Raw genomic sequence first — 20,055 nt, 5'->3', positions numbered from 1 at the left:
ACCAACTTTTTATTCGACTTTAGTTACATTATTTAAGTAAGCCATGAGCTAATCTTACCATTGATTGGCATACAAAAACGCTGATGGCAACAAGAGAAAAATACTTCATTGCTGTTGTATCTGCTGTTGCACCCAAAGGCGAAAAGCCTTGATAGTTGCATTTCTGCCTGCGGTTTTACTTTGTTGCAGATATTCAGGAATCGCCTCAATTAGTGCTAATCTAGGAAAATTCAAGCTTTCCTGAGACTCTACATAATGCCCATCTCGCAGTAGATTAATTTGTAATTTACCTTTATCAAAACGCCAAAGCTCAACCACTTTTAGTGCTTCATAAATATTAGGATGAGTGCGAGAAGTGATATCCACTTCTAGGGCTAAATCTGGAGGGGGGTCTACTGTTAAATCTAGTCGCTTTTTCCCACGAATTCTGGATTCGTTTTTTATATAGAAACACTGATCAGGTTCTATACCTTGAGCCATTGCTTGGTTTTTGAAAGTCGTAGAACCAAGGCATCTAAACTCAATATCCAGCTCTTCCAGAAGCGCTTTGACTAAATCGCCAATAATTTCTTTATCGTCTTCATGTTCTGGCAATGGTGCCATAATCTCAAGTATTCCCCTATTATAAGCAATTCGTGCTGCACGATGTTCTCCTAAATCCTCTAGAATTGTTTCCAATTCTTGCCAGGTAACATCACAAAACAGCACTCGTTGTCCCGGTGGAACATGGATGCGCTTCAATTCCAACAACATCATCTCCCCTCCCAGCAGTTCATTAAATTTAGGTTACTCGAGTTGAGTGATGTGCTGCTATAAGTTTTGGTGCTTTATGACTGGAGTTGTTGGGTGCGGAGCGTATAGATTTGTACATGGATGAAAGTAAGCAGCTTTATCCGGAACAGTCTGCGACGGCGATTATTGTCTATCATCTAGTTGCGAAATTTCAGCGCGTAGTACCCCACCCCTAACCCCTCCCCGCAAGCGAGAAGGGGGAATTAAACGAACTGCGAAGGCGCGTAGACGCGTCCGCGAAGCAACTTTGCGGCGTGCCGAAGGCTAGGACGCGAAGAAAGAAACACAGAGAGGGCGGGTAACGCACTCTATTTTTAGTGTATAACCGACTTTGCACTGTGGTTAATGACGTATTTTTTACTGGTCAAGGAAATATATCTAATTTTTACGAGAAAGGGCAATATGATTATGATGATTCCAATCAAGAGCAACATGAGAATAAATAAAGTTGTAATTTTAAGGAAGTAATTTATGGCAAATAACTCAATTGGTATCGGTGGAAATTTTGACGGAAATATGATTGCAGGTAGTAGCGTTCAAGGAAATGTATCTGCTAGTATTAAAAAACAATCTGGCTCTCATAATCCTGAGAAATTGGGAATTCAAGAACTGCTAACTCAACTGAAAGAAGCAATTGAAGCCGAACCCACTTTGGATGAGAAAAACAAAGTAAAAGCATTGAGGCAAGTAGAAGCTTTGAAAAAAGCTGGGGAAAAATCAAAAGATTCAGATATAAAGGAACAGGCAGAAGATGCCATTACAATGTTAAAAGGAATTTTCTCTGGGTTAACAACAGGCGCGAGTTTACTGTTAGAGTGGCATAAGTTACTACCTGAATTGTCTAACTTATTTAGTATCGGATAGCCCGTAGGCTGGGTTGAACCAAGTCAAACCCAACTATAGCCATCAACACCACAACCTACCAGTTGTACTGGTTAAAAACTATAAACTGTCCTGCCCAAGATAATCCTGTTTTTTCGAGGTTTGCGTTCGGCTTTGGCTGATGCTTTGTGCGATCGCGTTAACTATAGCAGCGTAACTCAATCAATTAGCAGCCTTAGAATGTCCCCATAATGCTGACTCAGCAGAGGATTAGGTTTTTATGCCTGCGAGGTTTTATCCTAGAAATAAACAAGGAACAGGAATATGCAAGCTTACAAACTCAAGGGAAAAATCGACGCCGCAGGTAACTTAGTAACTACGGAATCAGTTAAGATGCTACCTGGAGATGTGGAAGTGATTGTCTTACAGGCAGTTGAAACGTTTGATAATTCTACGGTGCCAAAAACCGAATCACAGCTAAAGACACCTAAAAGACCAACTAAAATCAAGGCTTTGCAAAACTGGTTTGAAAAAACCCAGCCCGCCCCTCCTGATTTTGACCCAGATCAAGCAAAATGGGAATATTTGAAGGAGAAACATAACCTGTGAAAGTTCTGCTAGACACCAATGTAATTGTGGATGTTGCCCTTGAGCGACAGCCCTATTTCGGTGATAGCGAGACAGTTTTATCAATTGTTGAACAGGGACAACTAGAGGGCTATATTTCAGCATCGACCTTTAGTGACCTTTACTACATTATCCCTAAAGACAAAGGTCGAGATTTAACTCTTGAGTTCTTGAGGGAAATATCCACCTTCTGCCAAATTGCTACAGTGGATCGGGCAGCAATAAGAATGGCACTAACTGCCAACTTCAAAGATTTTGAAGATGCTATTCAATACAGCACTGCTGTCATTAATCAATTGGATGCAATTGTGACTCGCAATCCTCAAGATTTTCCAATTGCAACTCCTAGAATACTGACTCCTGGGCAATTGATTCAAGAATTAACAAATCCCCCATAGGGACACAACATTGCTGTGTCCCTACCCTGGGGGTGTTAATCTAAACAGAAGCTTTCAACTGTTCCTCAGAAACCCAAGTACCGTGGAACCCATATGGTACTCGCTGGGGAATTAACACCCGCGCCACTGGTTCACCTGTGATATCCTGAGCATTAACCACCACCAGTTCAGAAGTTTCCTCTACGGTATCGTAAACAAAAGTCACCAGCCAGCCATCATCTTCTGCTGTTGCACTAGGACGCGGTACAAATACAGCTTCACCGCCATAACGTCCCCTTCCAAATTCATGGGTTTGGGACTTGCCAGCGCTGAGGTCGTACTTAATGATACCCTCGAACAAAGGCATGGTACCTTTCGCCATTTTGCCAGTGTATCCGTATCGGGTTTTTTGCCCTAACAGATTTTCATTGACACGAGGAAATTCGGAGGCGATATCATCTAGCATCTCTTCGCTGACTTTGCCCGTTTTCACGTTAAACCGCCAACGATGCAAGCGGGGGATATCTCCTTCCGAATCAGTGTGTGTGTCTTGTGGCACATCCAAAACAGTGGTAGAATTCATGCGACAAGCAATCAGCACCACCTCGTCTCCTTCTTCGTAGGCATTGAGAGTGTGGAAGATATAGCAAGCAGGACTCTCAAACCAGAGAATGTTACTGTTATTACCGTAACGGGGAACAATACCAAAGCGACTGGGTTTGTCGCGCTCAAACTTCATCATTGGTTCGCCCCGTTTCATCCTTTCGATGTTGAAAGTCAGTGGCAAATCCATAAAAATTGTGTAATCTTCAGTGATGGCAAAATCATGCATCATCACCGCCATTGGTATGTCAATAGGTTCCGTCTGCAAAAGTTCGCCTTCTGGTGAAACAACGCTGTATTGCAGGTATGGTGGTGTAAAACCGTAACCAAAGAACATCATCTCACCCGTTACTGGGTCTACCTTGGGATGAGCAGTCACCGCTGAAACGAGCTTGCCATTGTAGGTATATTCACCAATCGTCTTTAACTCAGGAACCCTAATTGCGTGAGGCGCACCCCCCTCCCAGAGCGCTAAGAGTTGACCTGCATGCCATACAAGAGCTGTGTTAGCCGGATTCTTGATTGGTTTGGGAAGACTGTTCTTTTTGGGCGGTTCTAGTACGCCAGTCCAAACAGCTTTACCCACTTCGTTCTCGATTTTCCAAGCTTTTGTCCGCACATAGCGGTTGCGATAGGTAGCTTTGCTGTTGCTAATTCGTACCCCATGCAACATTCCATCTCCATCAAACCAATGATACTTTCCGATGGGTGTCCATTGGGGATTAGGACCATTGCGCACGAACATTCCTGATAAGTCGGGAGGTAGTTCACCTATGACTTGCAGAGTGTTAGCGGTGATTTCTTCATCCACTGGCGCAAAATTACCATCAAGATAAGGATTGACTTTTGTTGTTGCCATGATTCCTGTCCGAAGCTGAAATGACTATATATCGGCACTTCGTTATATTAGCCATAGCCCTTACTATAGATAACATTTCCAGGAATTTGAAAAACTGCCAATAGTACATGGGAGTACAAGCACGACGTGTGTGGTAGGCAAAGAAATAACTCTTGACAGATGACAAAGATGTAGAGACGCTTTCATTCACCGCGTCTCTACAATGACAATGACTAGTGACGGCGTAATCTAAAATCTCAATAGCTATGAGTCTAACTCTTTATTTCCTCCGTCATGGACAGACACAATACAGCCGTAATAATTTCTTCTGTGGTTCGATAGATCCAGAACTTACGCCAGATGGCTTGGAAATGGCTAAGGCTTTTGCTGCTGCATACAGTTCTACTCCTTGGAAGGCAATTTTTTCCAGTCCTGTGGGACGAACGCTCGCCACAGCAAAACCTTTGTGTGAAGCAATAGAAATGCAACCACACGACTGCGGGATGGCTTGAAGGAAATCAACTACGGCAAATGGGAAGGCAAAACACCAGAAACGGTGAACCAGGAATTTCATGATGATTATATTCGCTGGTTAGCAGATCCGGCTTGGTATGCGCCGACGGGTGGGGAAATGGCAGTTGCGATCGCATCTCGTGCTACGCAGGTTATTGAAGAAATCAAGCAACTTTACAGTAGTGGCAATGTTTTAATTGTTTCCCACAAAGCAACTATTAGAATTATGCTGTGCAGTTTATTGGGAATTGATGTAGGACGCTTTCGCTACCGATTGGGATGCCCAGTAGGGTCTGTCAGTGTTGTAGAATTTGGCTCACATGGTCCTTTATTAAAGGCGTTGGCTGAGCGTACTCATTTTAATGAGCGGTTGCGTAATCTACCTGGGACTTAATTGAGATATGGCAGGCAAGATGCCTGCCCTACAAGAAAAGACTAATATTGTGGGGTGAGCGTCTCGCCATTGGTGTCAACTTAAGCCAAAACTCTTCTAAAATCTCGTTTCCAGGTCGAAGCTGGAAATGCGCTTGGGGCGGCTCTGCCGCAAGTAACGGAGGCAGAGCCTCCCAATGGTATTCTAAGCCTCTGACTGGGAACAAGGTAATCTCTCAAAGCATTACAAACGAGCGCTTTCACCTTAAGTTGACACATATGGCGTCTCGCCCGCCCTAATTTACTCAGTTTCGCCAATCAGTGTAAATGCTGCCCAGTCCCGAGGATGGTAATGCTTTTTCATTCTTGAGAGCATAGCATTTCGCAATGCAACAGCTTTATCTGGGTTTCGCCGCAGATTTTGATAAAACTCCGTCATCAGCATTGCTGTAGAATCATCCGACACTGCCCATAAAGATACGATAATACTGGGTGCGCCCGCAGTAATCAAAGAGCGAGACAAACCGATAACACCATCGCTTTTGATGTCCCCTCTGCCAGTATCGCAAGCACTCAGGACTACTAAATTAGCATCAAGTTTCATGTCGAAAATTTCACCGCTTGTTAGCAAGCCATCATCTTGACCGTGATGCACCGGAATATTCCTTAATTTTGCAACTACATGATGACTGTCTTACTTTTATATCTGTGGTTTTTTGAATAAATTACGCAAGTTTGGCAAAAAAAGCTGTGGAACTCAAGTTCCTCTGACTTTTCACGCTATCTGGAAAAATCCACTTCTTACCTAACCCCCAGCCCCCTTCCCTACAAGGGAAGGGGGAAAAATCAAAGCCTCTCTCCTTGTAGGAGAGAGGAATGGAAGCGAGGTTTTCCATATCCGGTGAAAAATAAGAAGTGCCTGACTTATAGCTGAAGTTTATTAAAATGGACTAAAACCCAAATTTTGCAAAGATTTAGTCCTTTTAAGAGGACTTTCGCAATTACCCAAGGGTTTATAACCCCTGATATAATGTCCGGCAAATTACCCATAATTACAGAACCCACCCCTAACCCCTCCCCCTCCGGGTATCTCCTGAGCCCTTCGGGCACGGCTTGAGGCCGAACGGAGACGCTACGCGTTCGCCCTTGGCGTGCGCTTGCGCTTACGCCAGTCGCCTACGGCGGAAACCCGCCTGCAGCGCTGGACTCACCGCAAGCGGGGAGGGGAACTTTGGCGTCGCCACTCATTGGGCTGGGGTTTTCCAGGATTTGTCGGTAATTGAGCGGACATGATATGGCGGGTGATCACACAGGTGCAAAATATCAGTCAACCAATTTTTACCATGCTCCCCACTATTTCTACCATTCCACTGCGCCACATGGCTTCAGGCGATGTCTTATCCCTGCAAGTCTACAAATTTATTGGCGCTCAACCGGGCAAAAAAGTTTATATCCAATCTAATTTGCACGGTGCTGAAATCGCTGGTAATGCTGTTATTTACCAACTCATTGAGTTTTTGCAGACAATCAATGAGACAGATTTATCTGGGGAAATTTGGTTAGTTCCTGTTTGTAACCCAATCAGCACTAATGAGCGATCGCACATTTTTTCCTCAGGACGATTCTGTAGTTATGAAGGAAAAGATTGGAACCGCATATTTTGGGACTACGAAAAACATGCTGATGATTTATTGGCGTTTGCTAAATCTCAAATTAATTTTGAACTAGAGGTTGTGAGAAAAAAACTACCTCAATCAAATTCAGGAGGAATTTGCCCAATTTTTAGAAAAAATTAACTCCTCCAGTGGAGTTCCTTACACAGAACGATTTAGCTACAAGCTGCAATCTCTCTGTTTAGACGCAGATTATTTGATTGACTTACACAGTCATACCAATCAAGGATTAAACTATCTTTATCTCTTCCCTAACAGAGAAGACAGTGCAAAACATTTCTTACTGGAATTTGGTATTCAATTTGATTTTTGTGATGAAGATGGTTTTGATAAAGCCTTTATCCAACCTTGGTTAGCTTTGGAACAGTATTTCAAACAGTTTGGTAGAGAAATTAGGTTTGATATAGAGGCTTGGACACTCGAACTTGGTACGGGAATGCAAATGAACCCAGATTCAGTCAAGAAAGGTCTTCGAGGTGTGAAAAACTATTTAGCACACAAAGGAGTTTTGCGAATCTCTGGGTTTCCTCTCAAGGAAAGCGCATCTTATGAGATGAGTTTGAAACCAAGAACTCAGATGAAAAGATATTATGCCCCAATAGGTGGAATGATTCAATCAAGAGTAGAATTGGGAAGTTCTGTAAAAGCTGGAGAACGACTTTATCAAATCTTGAATTTTAATAAAGAAGGTAAGTTACCTACTGTGATTGATGTTAGTGCAGAACAAGATGGATTAGTTTATGATATTTCTGCGAATCAGGCGGTAAACGAAGGCGAGTTGGTACTAGGAATTATTGAGTAGTCTGTTACGGCTTCAACCTAGGAATGAATATCACAAGGGTGTGCTTGAACCAAAGCTCCTCCATTGGAGATAATTATAATATTTTGCTTTTTGCTATACCTAGTGGGCAGCGATAGATAATTAATAGTAAAGTGACATTCTCCCCATCCTGCCTTGCGGCTGAGGATGAGGCTTCTCCAAATCGCTTTGAAGCGAAGCGGTTCCTTTTAGGAACTAGAAATTTCCTGCTTCATTGGTCGTTACTCCAGATGCCCTAAGGACAAGCCATACAGCAACATCCACGTTCTGATACCTCCACAGGCAGTTTAGAGATTCCTGATGCCCCACGGAATCTTGTACAAGGAACAAAAGTTCTGTACAACCAAACCAAACTGGTTTTACGCATTGATGGTTTCATGCACAAGCAATCTTTTTCAATGCAACCCACTACCAATTGTCATGGTTCTGTACCGTTCCTAGCATTCGCACTGTTCACCTGCATTGCAGTTCGTTTGTGTCGAGCTAGTCAGTGGTTAGCTGATATAGCTATGATAGCAGATGTTTAGACGTTGTGTAGACGTATCTATCATGAAAACTAAAGGATTGCATATCAGAATTAGTGAGGGTAGATTGAATAAAATACGGTTATATGCCGCGAACAAAGAAAAAACAATTACTCAAATTATTGAGGACGACATTGATCGACTACCGACCTCGGAGATTGACAACTACTCGGACACCCACAAAGGGTATACCTCCTAGTTGTCCCACTATCCATCCCCACCGCATTCAGGGATGGGGAATTCCGTGGAATCAGTTAAACTTAAGCCAAGGCAATTGCTAGAAATTCCAGGGTGATTTCATGTTTGTTTTGTGTTTGCACAGAAAAGTCAGTAATTATAAATGTAAAATATGACGGTGGAGCCACAGGTGAATAGTAGTCAATTTGACATCTTCTCTATGTCAGGAGAAGTGATGATTCCACAGGCTCCTCCTGATTTCAGGTCAGGTTTTATCGGCATTATTGGTCGCCCAAATGTCGGTAAATCTACGTTAATGAATGAATTAGTAGGACAAAAAATTGCCATTACATCACCAGTAGCACAAACGACACGCAATCGGTTACGTGGAATTTTAACCACTCCAGAGGCGCAGCTGATTTTTGTGGATACCCCAGGAATTCATAAACCCCATCATCAATTGGGGCAAGTACTGGTGCAAAATGCGAAAATAGCCATTGAGTCGGTGGATGTGCTGTTGTTTGTGGTGGATGGATCGGTTCCTTGTGGGACAGGCGATCGCTTTATTGCCGATTTACTCACTAACAGCCCAACACCAGTGATTTTGGGCTTAAACAAAATCGACCAACAACTGCAAGATTCCCAGATAATAGATGATAGCTACGTTCAACTGGCAAAGTCACATGAGTGGGAAACGGTAAAATTTTCTGCCAAAACAGGTGTAGGATTACCCGAACTGCAACAGTTATTGATTGAACAGTTAGAAAGTGGACCATACTACTATCCACCTGATTTAGTCACGGATCAACCAGAACGCTTTATTATGGGCGAATTGATTCGCGAACAGATTTTGCTGTTAACTCGTGAAGAAGTTCCTCATTCAGTAGCGATCGCCATTGACTTGGTGGAAGAAACACCAGCTCTTACCCGTGTCCTTGCTACCATACACGTTGAGCGCGATTCCCAAAAAGGAATTCTCCATCGGTAAAGGTGAGAATGTTAAAAGCAATTGGAAGTGCAGCGCGGGAACAAATCCAAAAGTTAATTGCTGGAAAAGTTTATTTGGAACTGTTCGTCAAAGTGCAACCAAATGGCGTCAGTCTCGGACACGTTTAGCAGAGTTGGGATATCGCGTGGAAGAATAAAAAAGAGACGCGCCATGGCGAGCCAGCGCTATGCAGGAGGACCTCCCTCCTGCCGCTCTGGCGTCGCGTCTGTACATTTTTGTAGAGACGCGCTGTTTGAAAGCGTCTGTACATCTTTGTCAGGAACTATAAAAGCTTATGTGATAGACATTTGAGATATTAGTAGGCAATGCCCACATTACAGAAAACTAAATTTAAAATTAAAAATTGATAGAAAATGTCTCAGGATAATAATTTTCGCTTAAATCTACCAGCCAATGTTTCTGTGCTGCGGATTTTAATTGTAGAAGATGATCCCATGATGCAACTGGGGTTAGAACAGTCATTAATGGCTCATCCGCAGTTGGAGATTGTCGGACAAGCGGAAGATGGTTACTTAGGTGTGCAAGCAGCACTCAAACTGAAACCCAATTTGGTGGTGATGGATATTGGTTTACCTCGGTTGGATGGGATAGCTGCAACACAGCAAATTAAAGCAGCTTTGCCAGAAACTCATGTCGTGATGCTGACATCGCACCAAACAGACACAGAAATTATTGCAGCGCTTTCCAGTGGTGCTGATGCGTATTGTATCAAAGGAGCGAGTGTAGAACGACTTTTGAGTGCGATCGCCGCCGCAGTTGAAGGTGCAACTTATCTTGATCCCCAAATAGCAAGGCGAGTCATTGACAATCTCAAACCACCTTCTCCTAGTGGAAATGCAGCAAATCTATCTCAGCGCGAGTTAGAAGTGTTGAGACTGATGGTAGAAGGTTTGAGTAACCCAGAAATTGCACAAAAGCTTTATTTGAGTCCCAACACTGTCAAAACTCATGTGCGCGGGATTATGAACAAATTATCTGTTGATGACCGCGTGCAAGCAGCAGTTGTTGCATTGCGTTCTGGGTTGGTGTGAAAAGCAAATGCCCACCCTAGGTGTATTTTTCATAATGCTCGATGACTATGAACAGCATTCCGCCTCCTTGGTAATTAATTGTTTTCAAAAAAAGCCAGGAACCCATGTTCCTGGCTTATCGCTTGAGTTAGTTAAAACTGAGATCTTGCAAGAGTTGCAACAGTCAGTCGACGAAGCCTCCAAACCCTCGTTACCAGGTTCAACCTGGTAACGAGATATTAGAGCCTCTGGCTCTTGTTGGGTGCAAGATTTGAGTTAAAACAGAATTAAGCTATGGAAGAGAATTTGTTCGCAAACAAGTTATGCCTGCTTATTTGGCTTTAGCGTACTGTTCGGCAACAAAGTCCCAGTTAATCAGCTGGTCTACAAAAGTTTGCAGGTAGTCTGGACGACGATTTTGGTAATCCAGATAGTACGCGTGTTCCCACACATCAGCAGTTAACAAAGGAGTTTGACCGCTGGTGATAGGGTTAGCAGCATTGGGTGTTTTCACAACCTTGAGTTCACCGTTCTCTACCACCAACCAAGCGTAACCACTGCCAAACTGGGTTGCTCCGGCTTCTTTGAATTGTTTTTTGAATTCATCCAAGCTACCGAAGGAGGCATTGATTTTTTCGGCTAATTCCCCAGAGGGACTGCCACCGTCTTTCTTCAAAACATGCCAGTAGAAGGTGTGGTTCCACACTTGCGCGGCATTGTTGAATATACCAGCTTTAGACGAGTCATTAGCAGTTGCCAATATGACTTCTTCCAGTGACTTGTTGGCAAGTTCTGTACCCTCGACAAGCTTGTTAAGGTTGGTAACGTAACCAGCGTGGTGCTTGTCGTGATGGAACTGTAGGGTCTGAGCCGAGATAAATGGCTCTAGAGCGTTGTAGTCGTATGGTAATGGGGGAAGTTCAAATGCCATTGTGTAAATCCTCTCTTTACCGTGATTTAGTTTAGAGCTTATGTGGTAGCTCTGGAAATGACAGATTTGTGCTTGGCAGTTCTTGCTGCTTCGCACTGCAATATAAAACTTAACAATTCGATTGTACTAGCAAATGTCGCTTTCATTGCCTCGTCAACAACTGGGATATGTTCAGAAGTACAGAGTTCTAGAGCCTTGAGTAAGAACGATAAGCGGAACTTTTTAACATTCATTGCTCAGGAAGCAGCACTCATACGGCTATTTTTTATAGCAAAACAAGCTCCCCGACTTCTTAGAGAAGTCGGGGTTCTGAAGGGTAGTCAATTTGAATTTTTCATAAAAAAAGCCTGTGTTGTCGTAACAACATAGACTTTCCTAAATTCCAACTGATAAATTGAATTAGAAAACTATACTTCAGCCGATACCTAAGCGAAAATCAATTAAGTCTGCCCACTCTGGAAAATCAATGAGTGGATTGCGATTACCTTGCTTTTGGGAACTGGCGATCGCCGCATTTCTGTGTTTTTCATGTTCAGTTACTGGATATTTCTTATGCCAATCAAGTAATATTTCCAGGTTTTCTGGTTTGTACTCTTGATTAGAATTATTAATGAAACCAGGGTAACGTAGCAAAAAGTAAAGAGTTGCACGTGCTGCTTCCCCTTTACCAAAGCCTGGTTCAAACTTTTGATTTTCTGATTTCCCACAATTGTTGCGGATTGCTTCTGAAAAGTCAGGAAAATCAGTGAAGGGGCTATTGCTTCGGAAGGAGTTACACTGTGTTTCACATGCAAATAAATGGTGCAAATCGCCTCTCATAGGCATAGCTTTGCCAAACCATGATTGTGGAACAACATGCTCGCAGTTGAAAGGTAAATTTGCTTCAAGGACATTAACATTTTCTATAAGTTTTGCTGTCGTGAGCGACTCTTTCAACATGATTTCTTGCAAACGAAATGCGCGCATTTTTTCTATTTGCAAGTCTTCTTTGATAATTTGTTCTGGTGTGAACTCAAGTTGCGAGTAAATACTTCTAATCTTTAAATCCGGCTGCACATCCACCCAAGGATATAAATGTTGTTTTGGATCATATGATAATTGTTTTTTATGAGTTGTCTTCAGCAACTGTTGCAGACGGTTATACAATTTAGACTTGTTTAACGAATTGAGTTCCGAGAGGATTTCGCTATAGTATTGATCGCGATCGCGCTTATCTTGAGCTTCATCATAGTAAGAAATCTCTCCTTGGCGCAGGCGCTGTAATTGTCTGAGTTGTGCGTGTAATTCAGAATCGCCTTCAATGTCTGGTAGTTCAGCAGCAGGTTGCTGAGTGTTGATAACTTGTGAATCTGGAGTTGGACTCACTGTCACTGAAGAAGGTTGAGTTGATGAAGCGATTGATGCTTGTCCAAAACTCACACTAACTTGAAGAGGAATCGTCCAGGTAACAATACCGTTATTTATGTTATTATTCATCGTTTGCTTGTCATTTTTAGTAGGTACGATAGGCTTTAGCGGTTGGCTTCCGTCAAACAACTGAGAACGCAAATTGCGTTGAATCTGAGATAGATTTTGCTGCTTTTTAATGTCTTCAACGATTCGACTGACACGAACTCCTTCATTAGCTATCCAAGCAATGCGATCTTCTCCCATTGCTGGAGTCCAGATACTTCCGTCAATGGTTAAGTAGTTACCTTGCTCATCCATTTTGGGAACTCCGGAATGATGGAGTCCCACAACTTCCCACTGGTCATTGAAAACAGGTGAACCAGAAGAACCCGGTGCTGTGTCAGTTTGATAATGCAAGAAATCATCTAACAAATCGACTAATTGATTTTCCCTTAGGGCGACTTGCTTGGGTTCCCCTCCTGGATGTTGAATAATGTTAAGGTATTCTCCTAATATGACTTTGCCTTGCTCTTCAATCAAAGGATTCCAGCCAAACTCACTTAACGAAAGACCATTTGGTTTTTCTTTAACAGCAACTAGGCTATAGTCAAGGTCTTTATTAGTAATAAAAAAAGTGATGGGATCTAATTCATAAGCAGAGGATTGCAACATTTGTCCATCTGTACTGCTTTGATAATTAAATTCTGCCAAAGCTGACGTAGCCTCTTCTATCGAAGACAGCACATGATTGTTAGTCAGTAGCAGACGAGGGGAAACCATACACCCAGTTCCATAGCCTACAACTCTCCCACTACGGCTACGTAAAATAATGCGACAGATAGACCGCGATACCCGCAACCCGTATTCTAAGTAAGAAATACTCATTAAATCTCTTTGACCAAGGATACGCTCTTGGACAATGCGATTAAACTCCTCGGTAGATAAATTATCTATGGAGATTTTGGCAGCTGACAATATTGAAGTCGCTACTGGATTACGAGCAATTCTCTCCAAACGCCTGTTGACACGTTCAGGTGTGTCTACATTGAGAACCGAACCAAGTGAAAGTTTACGAAAGTTGCGATCGCGAGATGCGGAACGTGTTTGATATCGTTCTATGGTTTCTTGAATGATCTGCTGAGGAAGAACCATTGAGAAATCCTTAAGTACAAACGTTTATAAATTCGTAACGTTATCTGTGCCGGAAACAAAAGTTGGCAAGAAGCGCTCTTTACTCTTACTACAAGCAACTCTCGAATCTTTACGGATTTATGCACTCCTGTACTTAGTTCGGTGACTTTTAATAATCTTAGGACTTAGGCGAAATCAACGTTTTGTAGGGGTAATTCGTGAATTGCCCCTACGTGAATTTGTTATTTCGGAAATTTTCTGCCTAAACCCTGAATCTCTTTCACATTATCATTTCTTGGACTTAGAGTTGATGGTCGAAAGTTAATCTTTTGACTTCCTTCCAACACAAGATTACCTATTTTTATCCAAAGTTAAGATTAAGTAAACCCCACTTTAACCTTACTTTTACCCTTTTTTCCTTGTAGATATTTTTGGGGGCGAAATAGGGCAATACAGTTCAGTTAAGGATTTTTGGTGGGATTTGCGTCTCTACATTGTCGTCGTGATAAGGGTTCTAGTCTTATCACCAAGCGTATTGATGCATTGGGTAGGTTAAAAGAAAGTAACGCACCATTAAAAATGGTACGTTACTAAAATTTAATCTTTACTTTATAAATGACTGCTAAAGCTACCGAACAAAAGTCCACTCTAAGGTTTTTATCGGTGCTGTTTGAAGCGCTTGTGTCAGTTCTTCGTTACTGTCAAACTTCAATTGCTCCAGGTAGGTGGCTTCGACATTGACAGTAAACTTTTCTTCAAGGAAGGGCCAGGGTTTTACTGTTACCCCATCAGCAGACTCTATCACATCGTAGCGGTTGCCGTCTGGTAGAGTCGCAATTTCTAAGGCACGTTCACCCACAGGTAACACGTGGTTGCAGAGGATGAGTGAAAGGCGATCGCACCATTGAAAAAACTCATAAGCTTGCGCTGCTTCGTCTTTTGTAATATTCAACTCATGACGCCATTTCTCTTGATGCTGGAGTTGTTCGTCTAAAAAGCTATCCAATTCTGGTGATTCTCCACGCTTACCTTCATTAAGAAAGCTCATGTGCATAGAAATCAGCATAGCTACCCATCGTCCGCGATATCGGGCATTTTGTGCAAGTTGCCGCAACTTGTTTACATCAGTTCCCTTGGCTAGGGTAAAATCTAGCGGTGCGCCAGCTTCAGTGAGGTGATTGCCTTCCCATTCCTTTTCCAAATCGTCGTGATGGGAAATTGCCGCAATTGTCTCTAGCCAACGCAGTGGGCGTTTATCTGGATGCCAATGTCCCGCTATTTGAGCAGCAAGTAAAGCGTGGGCGCGATGGTAAATAACTTCCCATCCTTTCTCATGTAAATTAGCAATCATGAATTAGGCTTAATGGCTTGTGTAATATTAATTTGCTCTTTCATCTTGCACTTATCCAAGGCGGTAATTCATCCCTCAACAGCACGAAAAAAAGCATCCTATGAATAGATTGACAGCCAAAGATTGGGTTCTGATCTCACAGCGACTGACTCCTTACTTATTTTTGCTGCCGGCAATGGTTATCTTGGCATTAACCGTCTTTTGGCCCGCACTGCAAGCGTTTTACCTCAGCTTTACCCGCTACGAATATGATTTGACTCAGATGCCGCAATGGGTGGGTTTTGCCAACTTCCAGCGCTTGTCGAAGGATCCAGTTTTTTGGCAAACCTTGGTTAACACCTTGCTGTACCTTGTGGGTGTCGTACCAATCTTAGTTATTGCTCCCTTAGCACTAGCAATTTTAGTCAATCAGAAACTGCGCTTAATGCACTGGTTTCGAGCTGCATACTACACGCCAGTAGTCATTTCAATGGTGGTTGCAGGAATTGCCTGGAAATGGCTGTATGCAGAAAATGGCTTACTCAATCAGTTGCTCAAGGGTATTTTCCCAGAAGGAATTCCCTGGCTTACGAGTCCCCGCTTTGCATTGTACAGCGTGATGGCTGTGACCATATGGAAAGGATTGGGCTACTACATGGTAATTTATTTAGCTGGGTTGCAATCCATCCCCACTGATATCTACGAAGCCGCAGCAATTGATGGTTCAGACGGTGTCCGTAAGCATTGGGATATCACTGTACCTTTGATGAAACCATATATAGCTCTGGTTGCCGTCATTTCCGCTATTTCTGCCACCAAAGTGTTTGAAGAAGTTTACATCATGACCCAAGGCGGACCACGCAATAGCTCGAAAACAATTGTTTACTATTTATATGAACAAGCATTTACCAATTTGGAAATTAGCTATGCTTGCACAATTGGGTTAGTGCTATTCCTAATCATTTTAGGGCTATCCATTGTGCGATTAATGATTAATCAACAAGGCGGCGATAATATCACAGCATGATAAGCTGAAAATCCTCTAATTTGCATACCATATTTAAATGAAATTCTTGTGGGGTGGGCATCGTGCCATGCGTGTCAATAATCACGTTTAAACCTTTATTCCACGTTGGCTTTACCCCACCCCGGTTTTGTCTTGCGCCAAAACCTCCCCTCCCCTTGCCAAGGGGAGGGGATTAAGGGAAGCCAGCGCTGCAGGAGGGTTTCCCTCCGCAGGCGACTGGCGTGTCGGGTAACTCAATGTGCGGTAAAACTTTAAGCGTTAAATAGACACCAATGGCATCCTATTCCCCAAATTGTGCTTTCTTAAAGGCACAACAGCTTAGAGCTTAGCGGGAACTGCATAAGTTAGGTTTGTCTGCAACTAATAATTAACAGCTTACAGAAGTATGAAACCACACCTCGCCCCCTTAACATAGAAAAGGGGGTTTTTATTTTCCTCAGGTGATGGGCGATCGCTCTCCTGATACTGGACTTGAGGCGATCGCTCAAACGACACTCCACTTCGGGCGATCGCTCTCGCAGCCTCAAAATTCGCTCAACTTTCACCTTATATATATTGAAAAATTTTTCTAGATTATGTACATGCACTTGCACAGGCGATCGCTCTCCTAACACTGCACTTGGGGCGATCGCTCTCCTGACACTGCACTTCGTGCGATCGCTCTCGCAACCTCAAAATTCGCTCAACTTTCACCTTATATATATTGAAAAATTTTTCTAGATTATGTACACGCATTCGCACAGGCGTGATCGCGTGCATATGACTGCGGATAGACGCGTATACAGCTTAAAACTTGATTTCTACCGTTGTAACAAATCGTGGTTTACTAAGTAATAGCACAACTGCAATCAAAGTGCTGGAGGGATGGAATGTTTGCCATAAGTACTCGTTGGGCTTGGTTGATCGGAATTCCAACAGCTTTCTGGTGCAATTGTGCCTTGGCTCAAATTACACCAGATGCCACTCTACCGAATAATTCTATCGTCACACCCTCTGGTAATATCATAAATATCACTGGCGGAACTCAAGCGGGTAGCAACTTGTTCCACAGCTTCAAAGAGTTTTCTGTTCCCACTGGTAGCGAAGCTTTCTTTAACAATACGGTTGACATTGGGAACATTATTAGCCGTGTAACAGGTGGGTCAATCTCTAATATTGATGGTTTAATCCGAGCGAACGGCACTGCTAACTTATTCCTGATAAATCCCAATGGCATTGTTTTTGGACCGAATGCACGGTTAAATATTGGAGGTTCGTTTATTGGTAGTACTGCCAGCAGTCTGAAGTTTGCCGATGGTACGGAATTTAGCGCAACCAATCCTGGTGCCACTCCTCTATTAACGATCAGCGTTCCACTGGGGTTGCAATTTGGGGCAAATCCTAAAGAAATTCAGGTGAACGGACCAGGGCACGAATTTTCATATGAAAAGGATATCATCGAGTATGATAACGGCTAAAGCCAATCAACCCAATCCCCGTCTTAACAGTAGCCAACCAGGATTGGAAGTGAGTGAGGGGAAAACCTTAGGACTGGTGGGAGGGAATGTGTCAATTTCGGGTGGCATTCTCAAGTCACCAGCAGGACGTATTGAAATCGGCAGTGTTGGTAGCAATGGGACCGTAAGTCTCGCGTCGATAGAACAAGGTTGGAAGCTGGGTTATGAAGGCACAACCAGTTTTGCAGACATCGGGTTAACAGAGAAATCGTTTCTAAGTGCAACAGGAGATGGCGGTGGTGCGATCGCAATTACTGGTAGAAATATCAATATAAGCTCTGAATCAATACTACGATCTGATACGCTGGGCGACAAAAATGGGCAACAAATTAGTATCCTTGGGGATGCGATCGATGTCGATAGATCCAACATCGGCGCTAACAGCTTCAGTTCTGGCAATGGCGGACAAATAAAGCTGGAAGCCAACAACATTACGTTGAAGAATAACGGTGGTGGAGGAACTCAGGCAACAGCATCGAGAAGCGCGGGAGACATTACCATCATAGCTAAGAATTCTTTTGTTGCCAGGGATTACAGTTGGCTAGTCAGCAAAACCTCTTCTGGAGCTACAGGGAATGGCGGAGCAATAAACATTAAAGCTAATTCTTTTGAAGTTAATAATAGTTGGCTAGTCAGCGATAACTATGGTGCAGGTAATGGCGGAGTGATAAACGTTGAAGCTAATTCTTTTGAAGTTAATAATAGTGGGCTACTCAGCTATAACTATGGTGCAGGTAATGGCGGAGTGATAAACGTTGAAGCTAATTCTTTTGAAGTTAATAATAGTGGGCTAGTCAGCTATAACTATGGTGCAGGTAATGGCGGAGTGATAAACGTTATTGCGGCAAATTCTTTGCTGATTGAAAACTCTTCGGTGCTCAGCAGTCGTACGGAGAACACAGGTCAAGCCGGAGAAATCAATCTTAATGTCGCAGACAGTATAGTATTAAAACGTTCAAGTATAAATACTGAGACCAATAGCACGGCCGATGCAGGAGATTTGACGTTAAACGCTCGTACATTGCTTGTACAAGATGGATCACAGGTAGCTACTAGCGCTTTAGGTAGCGGCAACGCAGGCGAAATAACTTTAAAAGCAGATACGATTTCACTCAGTGGCGCTAAAAGTGGCGTATACAACACACTTGGTTCTACATCAGCACCAGTAATTAAAGTAATTAATGTCGAATATGATGATAAGGGACCTGTTCCCAAAGTTACCATTGAACCTCGTCCGCAAACTATCTTGCCAAACGCACAAGGTAATAGTGGAAACATAAATATCTCCGCTAGGTTACTCAGTGTCACTGATGGTGCCCAGCTAACTACAAGCACCTATGGCAAGGGAAATGCAGGTACTATCAATGTTAATACTGTTAATTCAGTATTTAGTGGTGCTGACACCAGTGGCTCATCCAGTGGTGCTTTTAGTGCAGTGGAAGAAAACGCAGTGGGGAATGCCGGAGCCATTAAAATTACTACAAATGAACTGGCTGTGGATAATGGTGCTCAATTAGTTGCCAGCAGTTTAGGAGAAGGAGATGCAGGTACTATAACAATTCAAGCCTCAGATAAAGTTTCAGTGAATGGAGACAGTAGAAATAGCTCACCTACTGGTGTATTCGCGGAATCCACAACAGGTAGAGGTGGAGATATCGGGCTTACGATAGGAAACTTACTTTTGTTGCGTAGTAGAGGTTTAATATCTGCTACTAGTGGTGTTGCAGGTCAGGACGGGATTGACGGCAATATCGATATCAACACAAAATTCGTAATCGCTTTTCCTTTAGAAAACAGTGATATTATTGCAACTGGTTTTGGACGAAGTCCTGGTAGCAATATTCGAGTCAATGCTCAAGGAATCTTTGGCACTCAATTTCGGCAACAACTAACACCAGAAAGCGATATTGTTGCTACTGGAACCGTCACGTTGAACACACCCGATGTTGACCAAACCTTGGGATTTGTAGAACTGCCCATAGCGTTAACAGATACATCAGAGCTAATAGCAAGCACTAGCTGTGGTGCTATTGCCAGCACAGATTCTGACACACAAAAAAGCAGTTTTACGATCACCGGACGTGGCGGTTTACCTCCCAGCCCCTACGAACCCCTTAGTTCTGATGTCCTGTGGTCAGATAATCGCATACCAAATATCGCATCCCAACAGCGCACAGAGAAACCATCTACCAAACCACCGACTGCATATGATGCGGTGAAGATTGTACCTGCGACGGGGTGGGTATTTGACGGGAAGGGGCACGTTACCCTCATCTCCCATGCATCCAATGCCAATAACTTCGGTTCTACTCCTGCTTGTCAAAAGAAATGATTTGGACAGGAAAGGAGGGCGATTGCCCTGCATAGCACTGCGCTCTCGTCCCAAAGGGACACGCTACGCGAACGCGCAATCGCTCTGCCAACCTCAAAAATCGCCCAACTTTCACCTTTGAGCTTAAATTGAAAAATTTTTCTAGATTATGTACGCGTACCTGCGCAGGCGCGAGGACCGATATGAGTGCGGATAGGCGCGTATACAGCTTATAACCTGATTTCTTACGTTGTAACAAATCGTGGTTAACTGAAGTCAGGCG

16 protein-coding genes and 4 pseudogenes are annotated in these 20,055 nt (G+C 43.1%); 12 read left to right on the top strand and 8 right to left on the bottom strand.

All coding sequences use genetic code 11. The features are described from left to right. Window positions 1-105: 105 nt before the first annotated feature. On the bottom strand, window positions 106-753 hold the full coding sequence (locus tag V5G28_RS22685; protein ID WP_332987782.1) for a Uma2 family endonuclease: 648 nt from the start codon (window positions 751-753) through the stop codon (window positions 106-108). Window positions 754-1,263: 510 nt separating this feature from the next. On the opposite strand from V5G28_RS22685, the gene V5G28_RS22680 reads away from it, so the two are divergent. The 3 genes from V5G28_RS22680 (at window position 1,264) to V5G28_RS22670 (ending at window position 2,639) form a co-directional block, all read left to right on the top strand. After that, window positions 1,264-1,656, top strand: a complete 393-nt coding sequence (locus V5G28_RS22680; RefSeq protein WP_332987706.1) for a hypothetical protein — start codon at window positions 1,264-1,266, stop codon at window positions 1,654-1,656. A 282-nt stretch (window positions 1,657-1,938) separates the two neighbouring features. Further along, entirely contained in the window at window positions 1,939-2,223 is a 285-nt protein-coding gene (locus tag V5G28_RS22675; protein ID WP_332987705.1) for a hypothetical protein, read from the top strand. Then, on the top strand, window positions 2,220-2,639 hold the full coding sequence (locus tag V5G28_RS22670; RefSeq protein WP_332987703.1) for a type II toxin-antitoxin system VapC family toxin: 420 nt from the start codon (window positions 2,220-2,222) through the stop codon (window positions 2,637-2,639). Before V5G28_RS22675 ends, V5G28_RS22670 begins: the two co-directional genes overlap by 4 nt. Window positions 2,640-2,679: 40 nt before the next feature. Here V5G28_RS22670 and V5G28_RS22665 read toward each other — a convergent pair whose 3' ends face one another. Further along, window positions 2,680-4,080, bottom strand: coding sequence for a carotenoid oxygenase family protein (locus tag V5G28_RS22665; RefSeq protein WP_332987701.1), 1,401 nt, complete (start codon window positions 4,078-4,080; stop codon window positions 2,680-2,682). 245 nt (window positions 4,081-4,325) lie between these two features. On the opposite strand from V5G28_RS22665, the pseudogene V5G28_RS22660 reads away from it, so the two are divergent. Then, window positions 4,326-4,966: pseudogene (locus V5G28_RS22660) on the top strand (histidine phosphatase family protein). A 279-nt stretch (window positions 4,967-5,245) separates the two neighbouring features. Here V5G28_RS22660 and V5G28_RS22655 read toward each other — a convergent pair. Continuing rightward, a pseudogene (locus V5G28_RS22655) lies at window positions 5,246-5,587 on the bottom strand (CHAT domain-containing protein); the annotation flags it as partial. A gap of 700 nt (window positions 5,588-6,287) precedes the next feature. Here V5G28_RS22655 and V5G28_RS22650 point away from each other — a divergent pair. The 4 genes and pseudogenes from V5G28_RS22650 to V5G28_RS22635 all read left to right on the top strand — a co-directional run bounded on the left by V5G28_RS22650 (window position 6,288) and on the right by V5G28_RS22635 (window position 10,178). Next, window positions 6,288-7,419 (top strand): annotated as a pseudogene (locus V5G28_RS22650) (succinylglutamate desuccinylase/aspartoacylase family protein). Between the two features lie 416 nt (window positions 7,420-7,835). Beyond that, complete coding sequence (locus V5G28_RS22645) at window positions 7,836-7,964, top strand: hypothetical protein (protein WP_332987699.1); 129 nt, start codon at window positions 7,836-7,838, stop codon at window positions 7,962-7,964. A gap of 394 nt (window positions 7,965-8,358) precedes the next feature. Next, window positions 8,359-9,283: pseudogene (gene era, locus V5G28_RS22640) on the top strand (GTPase Era). 217 nt (window positions 9,284-9,500) lie between these two features. Continuing rightward, window positions 9,501-10,178, top strand: coding sequence for a response regulator transcription factor (locus tag V5G28_RS22635; protein WP_332987697.1), 678 nt, complete (start codon window positions 9,501-9,503; stop codon window positions 10,176-10,178). A gap of 310 nt (window positions 10,179-10,488) precedes the next feature. Here the strand turns inward: V5G28_RS22635 and V5G28_RS22630 are convergent, their stop codons facing one another. The 4 genes from V5G28_RS22630 to V5G28_RS22615 all read right to left on the bottom strand — a co-directional run bounded on the left by V5G28_RS22630 (window position 10,489) and on the right by V5G28_RS22615 (window position 14,959). Beyond that, complete coding sequence (locus tag V5G28_RS22630; protein ID WP_096567119.1) at window positions 10,489-11,088, bottom strand: superoxide dismutase; 600 nt, start codon at window positions 11,086-11,088, stop codon at window positions 10,489-10,491. A gap of 38 nt (window positions 11,089-11,126) precedes the next feature. Beyond that, window positions 11,127-11,321 carry a hypothetical protein gene (locus V5G28_RS22625; RefSeq protein ID WP_332987695.1) on the bottom strand — a complete coding sequence of 65 codons (195 nt, stop codon included), beginning with the start codon at window positions 11,319-11,321 and terminating at the stop codon, window positions 11,127-11,129. A gap of 181 nt (window positions 11,322-11,502) precedes the next feature. Then, on the bottom strand, window positions 11,503-13,629 hold the full coding sequence (locus V5G28_RS22620) for an endonuclease (RefSeq protein ID WP_332987693.1): 2,127 nt from the start codon (window positions 13,627-13,629) through the stop codon (window positions 11,503-11,505). A 607-nt stretch (window positions 13,630-14,236) separates the two neighbouring features. After that, window positions 14,237-14,959: a DUF3891 family protein gene (locus tag V5G28_RS22615; protein WP_332987691.1), complete on the bottom strand. Its 723-nt coding sequence runs from the start codon at window positions 14,957-14,959 to the stop codon at window positions 14,237-14,239. A gap of 100 nt (window positions 14,960-15,059) precedes the next feature. Between V5G28_RS22615 and V5G28_RS22610 the strand changes: the two genes are divergently transcribed. Together V5G28_RS22610 and V5G28_RS22605 are read left to right on the top strand one after the other, a co-directional pair. Beyond that, on the top strand, window positions 15,060-15,965 hold the full coding sequence (locus V5G28_RS22610) for a carbohydrate ABC transporter permease (RefSeq protein ID WP_332987690.1): 906 nt from the start codon (window positions 15,060-15,062) through the stop codon (window positions 15,963-15,965). Between the two features lie 443 nt (window positions 15,966-16,408). Beyond that, entirely contained in the window at window positions 16,409-16,537 is a 129-nt protein-coding gene (locus V5G28_RS22605; protein ID WP_332987688.1) for a hypothetical protein, read from the top strand. Window position 16,538: 1 nt separating this feature from the next. Here the strand turns inward: V5G28_RS22605 and V5G28_RS22600 are convergent, their stop codons facing one another. Continuing rightward, the gene (locus V5G28_RS22600) at window positions 16,539-16,724 is read right to left on the bottom strand and encodes a hypothetical protein (RefSeq protein ID WP_332987686.1); all 186 of its coding nucleotides are present in this window, start codon (window positions 16,722-16,724) and stop codon (window positions 16,539-16,541) included. A gap of 110 nt (window positions 16,725-16,834) precedes the next feature. On the opposite strand from V5G28_RS22600, the gene V5G28_RS22595 reads away from it, so the two are divergent. Both V5G28_RS22595 and V5G28_RS22590 read left to right on the top strand, forming a co-directional pair. After that, a complete protein-coding gene (locus V5G28_RS22595) occupies window positions 16,835-17,422 on the top strand; it encodes a filamentous hemagglutinin N-terminal domain-containing protein (protein ID WP_336231290.1) in 588 nt (195 codons plus the stop codon). Next, entirely contained in the window at window positions 17,409-19,793 is a 2,385-nt protein-coding gene (locus V5G28_RS22590; protein ID WP_336231289.1) for an S-layer family protein, read from the top strand. Before V5G28_RS22595 ends, V5G28_RS22590 begins: the two co-directional genes overlap by 14 nt. Window positions 19,794-20,055: the final 262 nt, after the last annotated feature.

Source organism: Scytonema sp. PRP1 (assembly GCF_036697665.2).
Classification (GTDB): domain Bacteria; phylum Cyanobacteriota; class Cyanobacteriia; order Cyanobacteriales; family Nostocaceae; genus Kalymmatonema; species Kalymmatonema gypsitolerans.
The sequence above is the reverse complement of the archived record's forward strand: the minus strand, read 5'-3'. Positions and strand labels throughout refer to the sequence as shown.

Excerpts from the sequence above, each read along its gene's own strand:
- V5G28_RS22625 (WP_332987695.1), bottom strand. The coding sequence starts at position 11,321 with ATGAATGTTAAAAAGTTCCGCTTATCGTTCTTACTCAAGGCTCTAGAA.
- V5G28_RS22620 (WP_332987693.1), bottom strand. The coding sequence starts at position 13,629 with ATGGTTCTTCCTCAGCAGATCATTCAAGAAACCATAGAACGATATCAA.
- V5G28_RS22645 (WP_332987699.1), top strand. The coding sequence starts at position 7,836 with ATGCAACCCACTACCAATTGTCATGGTTCTGTACCGTTCCTAGCATTC.
- V5G28_RS22595 (WP_336231290.1), top strand. The coding sequence starts at position 16,835 with ATGTTTGCCATAAGTACTCGTTGGGCTTGGTTGATCGGAATTCCAACA.
- V5G28_RS22610 (WP_332987690.1), top strand. The coding sequence starts at position 15,060 with ATGAATAGATTGACAGCCAAAGATTGGGTTCTGATCTCACAGCGACTG.
- V5G28_RS22590 (WP_336231289.1), top strand. The coding sequence starts at position 17,409 with ATGATAACGGCTAAAGCCAATCAACCCAATCCCCGTCTTAACAGTAGC.
- V5G28_RS22685 (WP_332987782.1), bottom strand. The coding sequence starts at position 753 with ATGTTGTTGGAATTGAAGCGCATCCATGTTCCACCGGGACAACGAGTG.
- V5G28_RS22675 (WP_332987705.1), top strand. The coding sequence starts at position 1,939 with ATGCAAGCTTACAAACTCAAGGGAAAAATCGACGCCGCAGGTAACTTA.
- V5G28_RS22605 (WP_332987688.1), top strand. The coding sequence starts at position 16,409 with ATGGGCGATCGCTCTCCTGATACTGGACTTGAGGCGATCGCTCAAACG.
- V5G28_RS22615 (WP_332987691.1), bottom strand. The coding sequence starts at position 14,959 with ATGATTGCTAATTTACATGAGAAAGGATGGGAAGTTATTTACCATCGC.
- V5G28_RS22680 (WP_332987706.1), top strand. The coding sequence starts at position 1,264 with ATGGCAAATAACTCAATTGGTATCGGTGGAAATTTTGACGGAAATATG.
- V5G28_RS22665 (WP_332987701.1), bottom strand. The coding sequence starts at position 4,080 with ATGGCAACAACAAAAGTCAATCCTTATCTTGATGGTAATTTTGCGCCA.
- V5G28_RS22635 (WP_332987697.1), top strand. The coding sequence starts at position 9,501 with ATGTCTCAGGATAATAATTTTCGCTTAAATCTACCAGCCAATGTTTCT.
- V5G28_RS22630 (WP_096567119.1), bottom strand. The coding sequence starts at position 11,088 with ATGGCATTTGAACTTCCCCCATTACCATACGACTACAACGCTCTAGAG.
- V5G28_RS22600 (WP_332987686.1), bottom strand. The coding sequence starts at position 16,724 with ATGCACGCGATCACGCCTGTGCGAATGCGTGTACATAATCTAGAAAAA.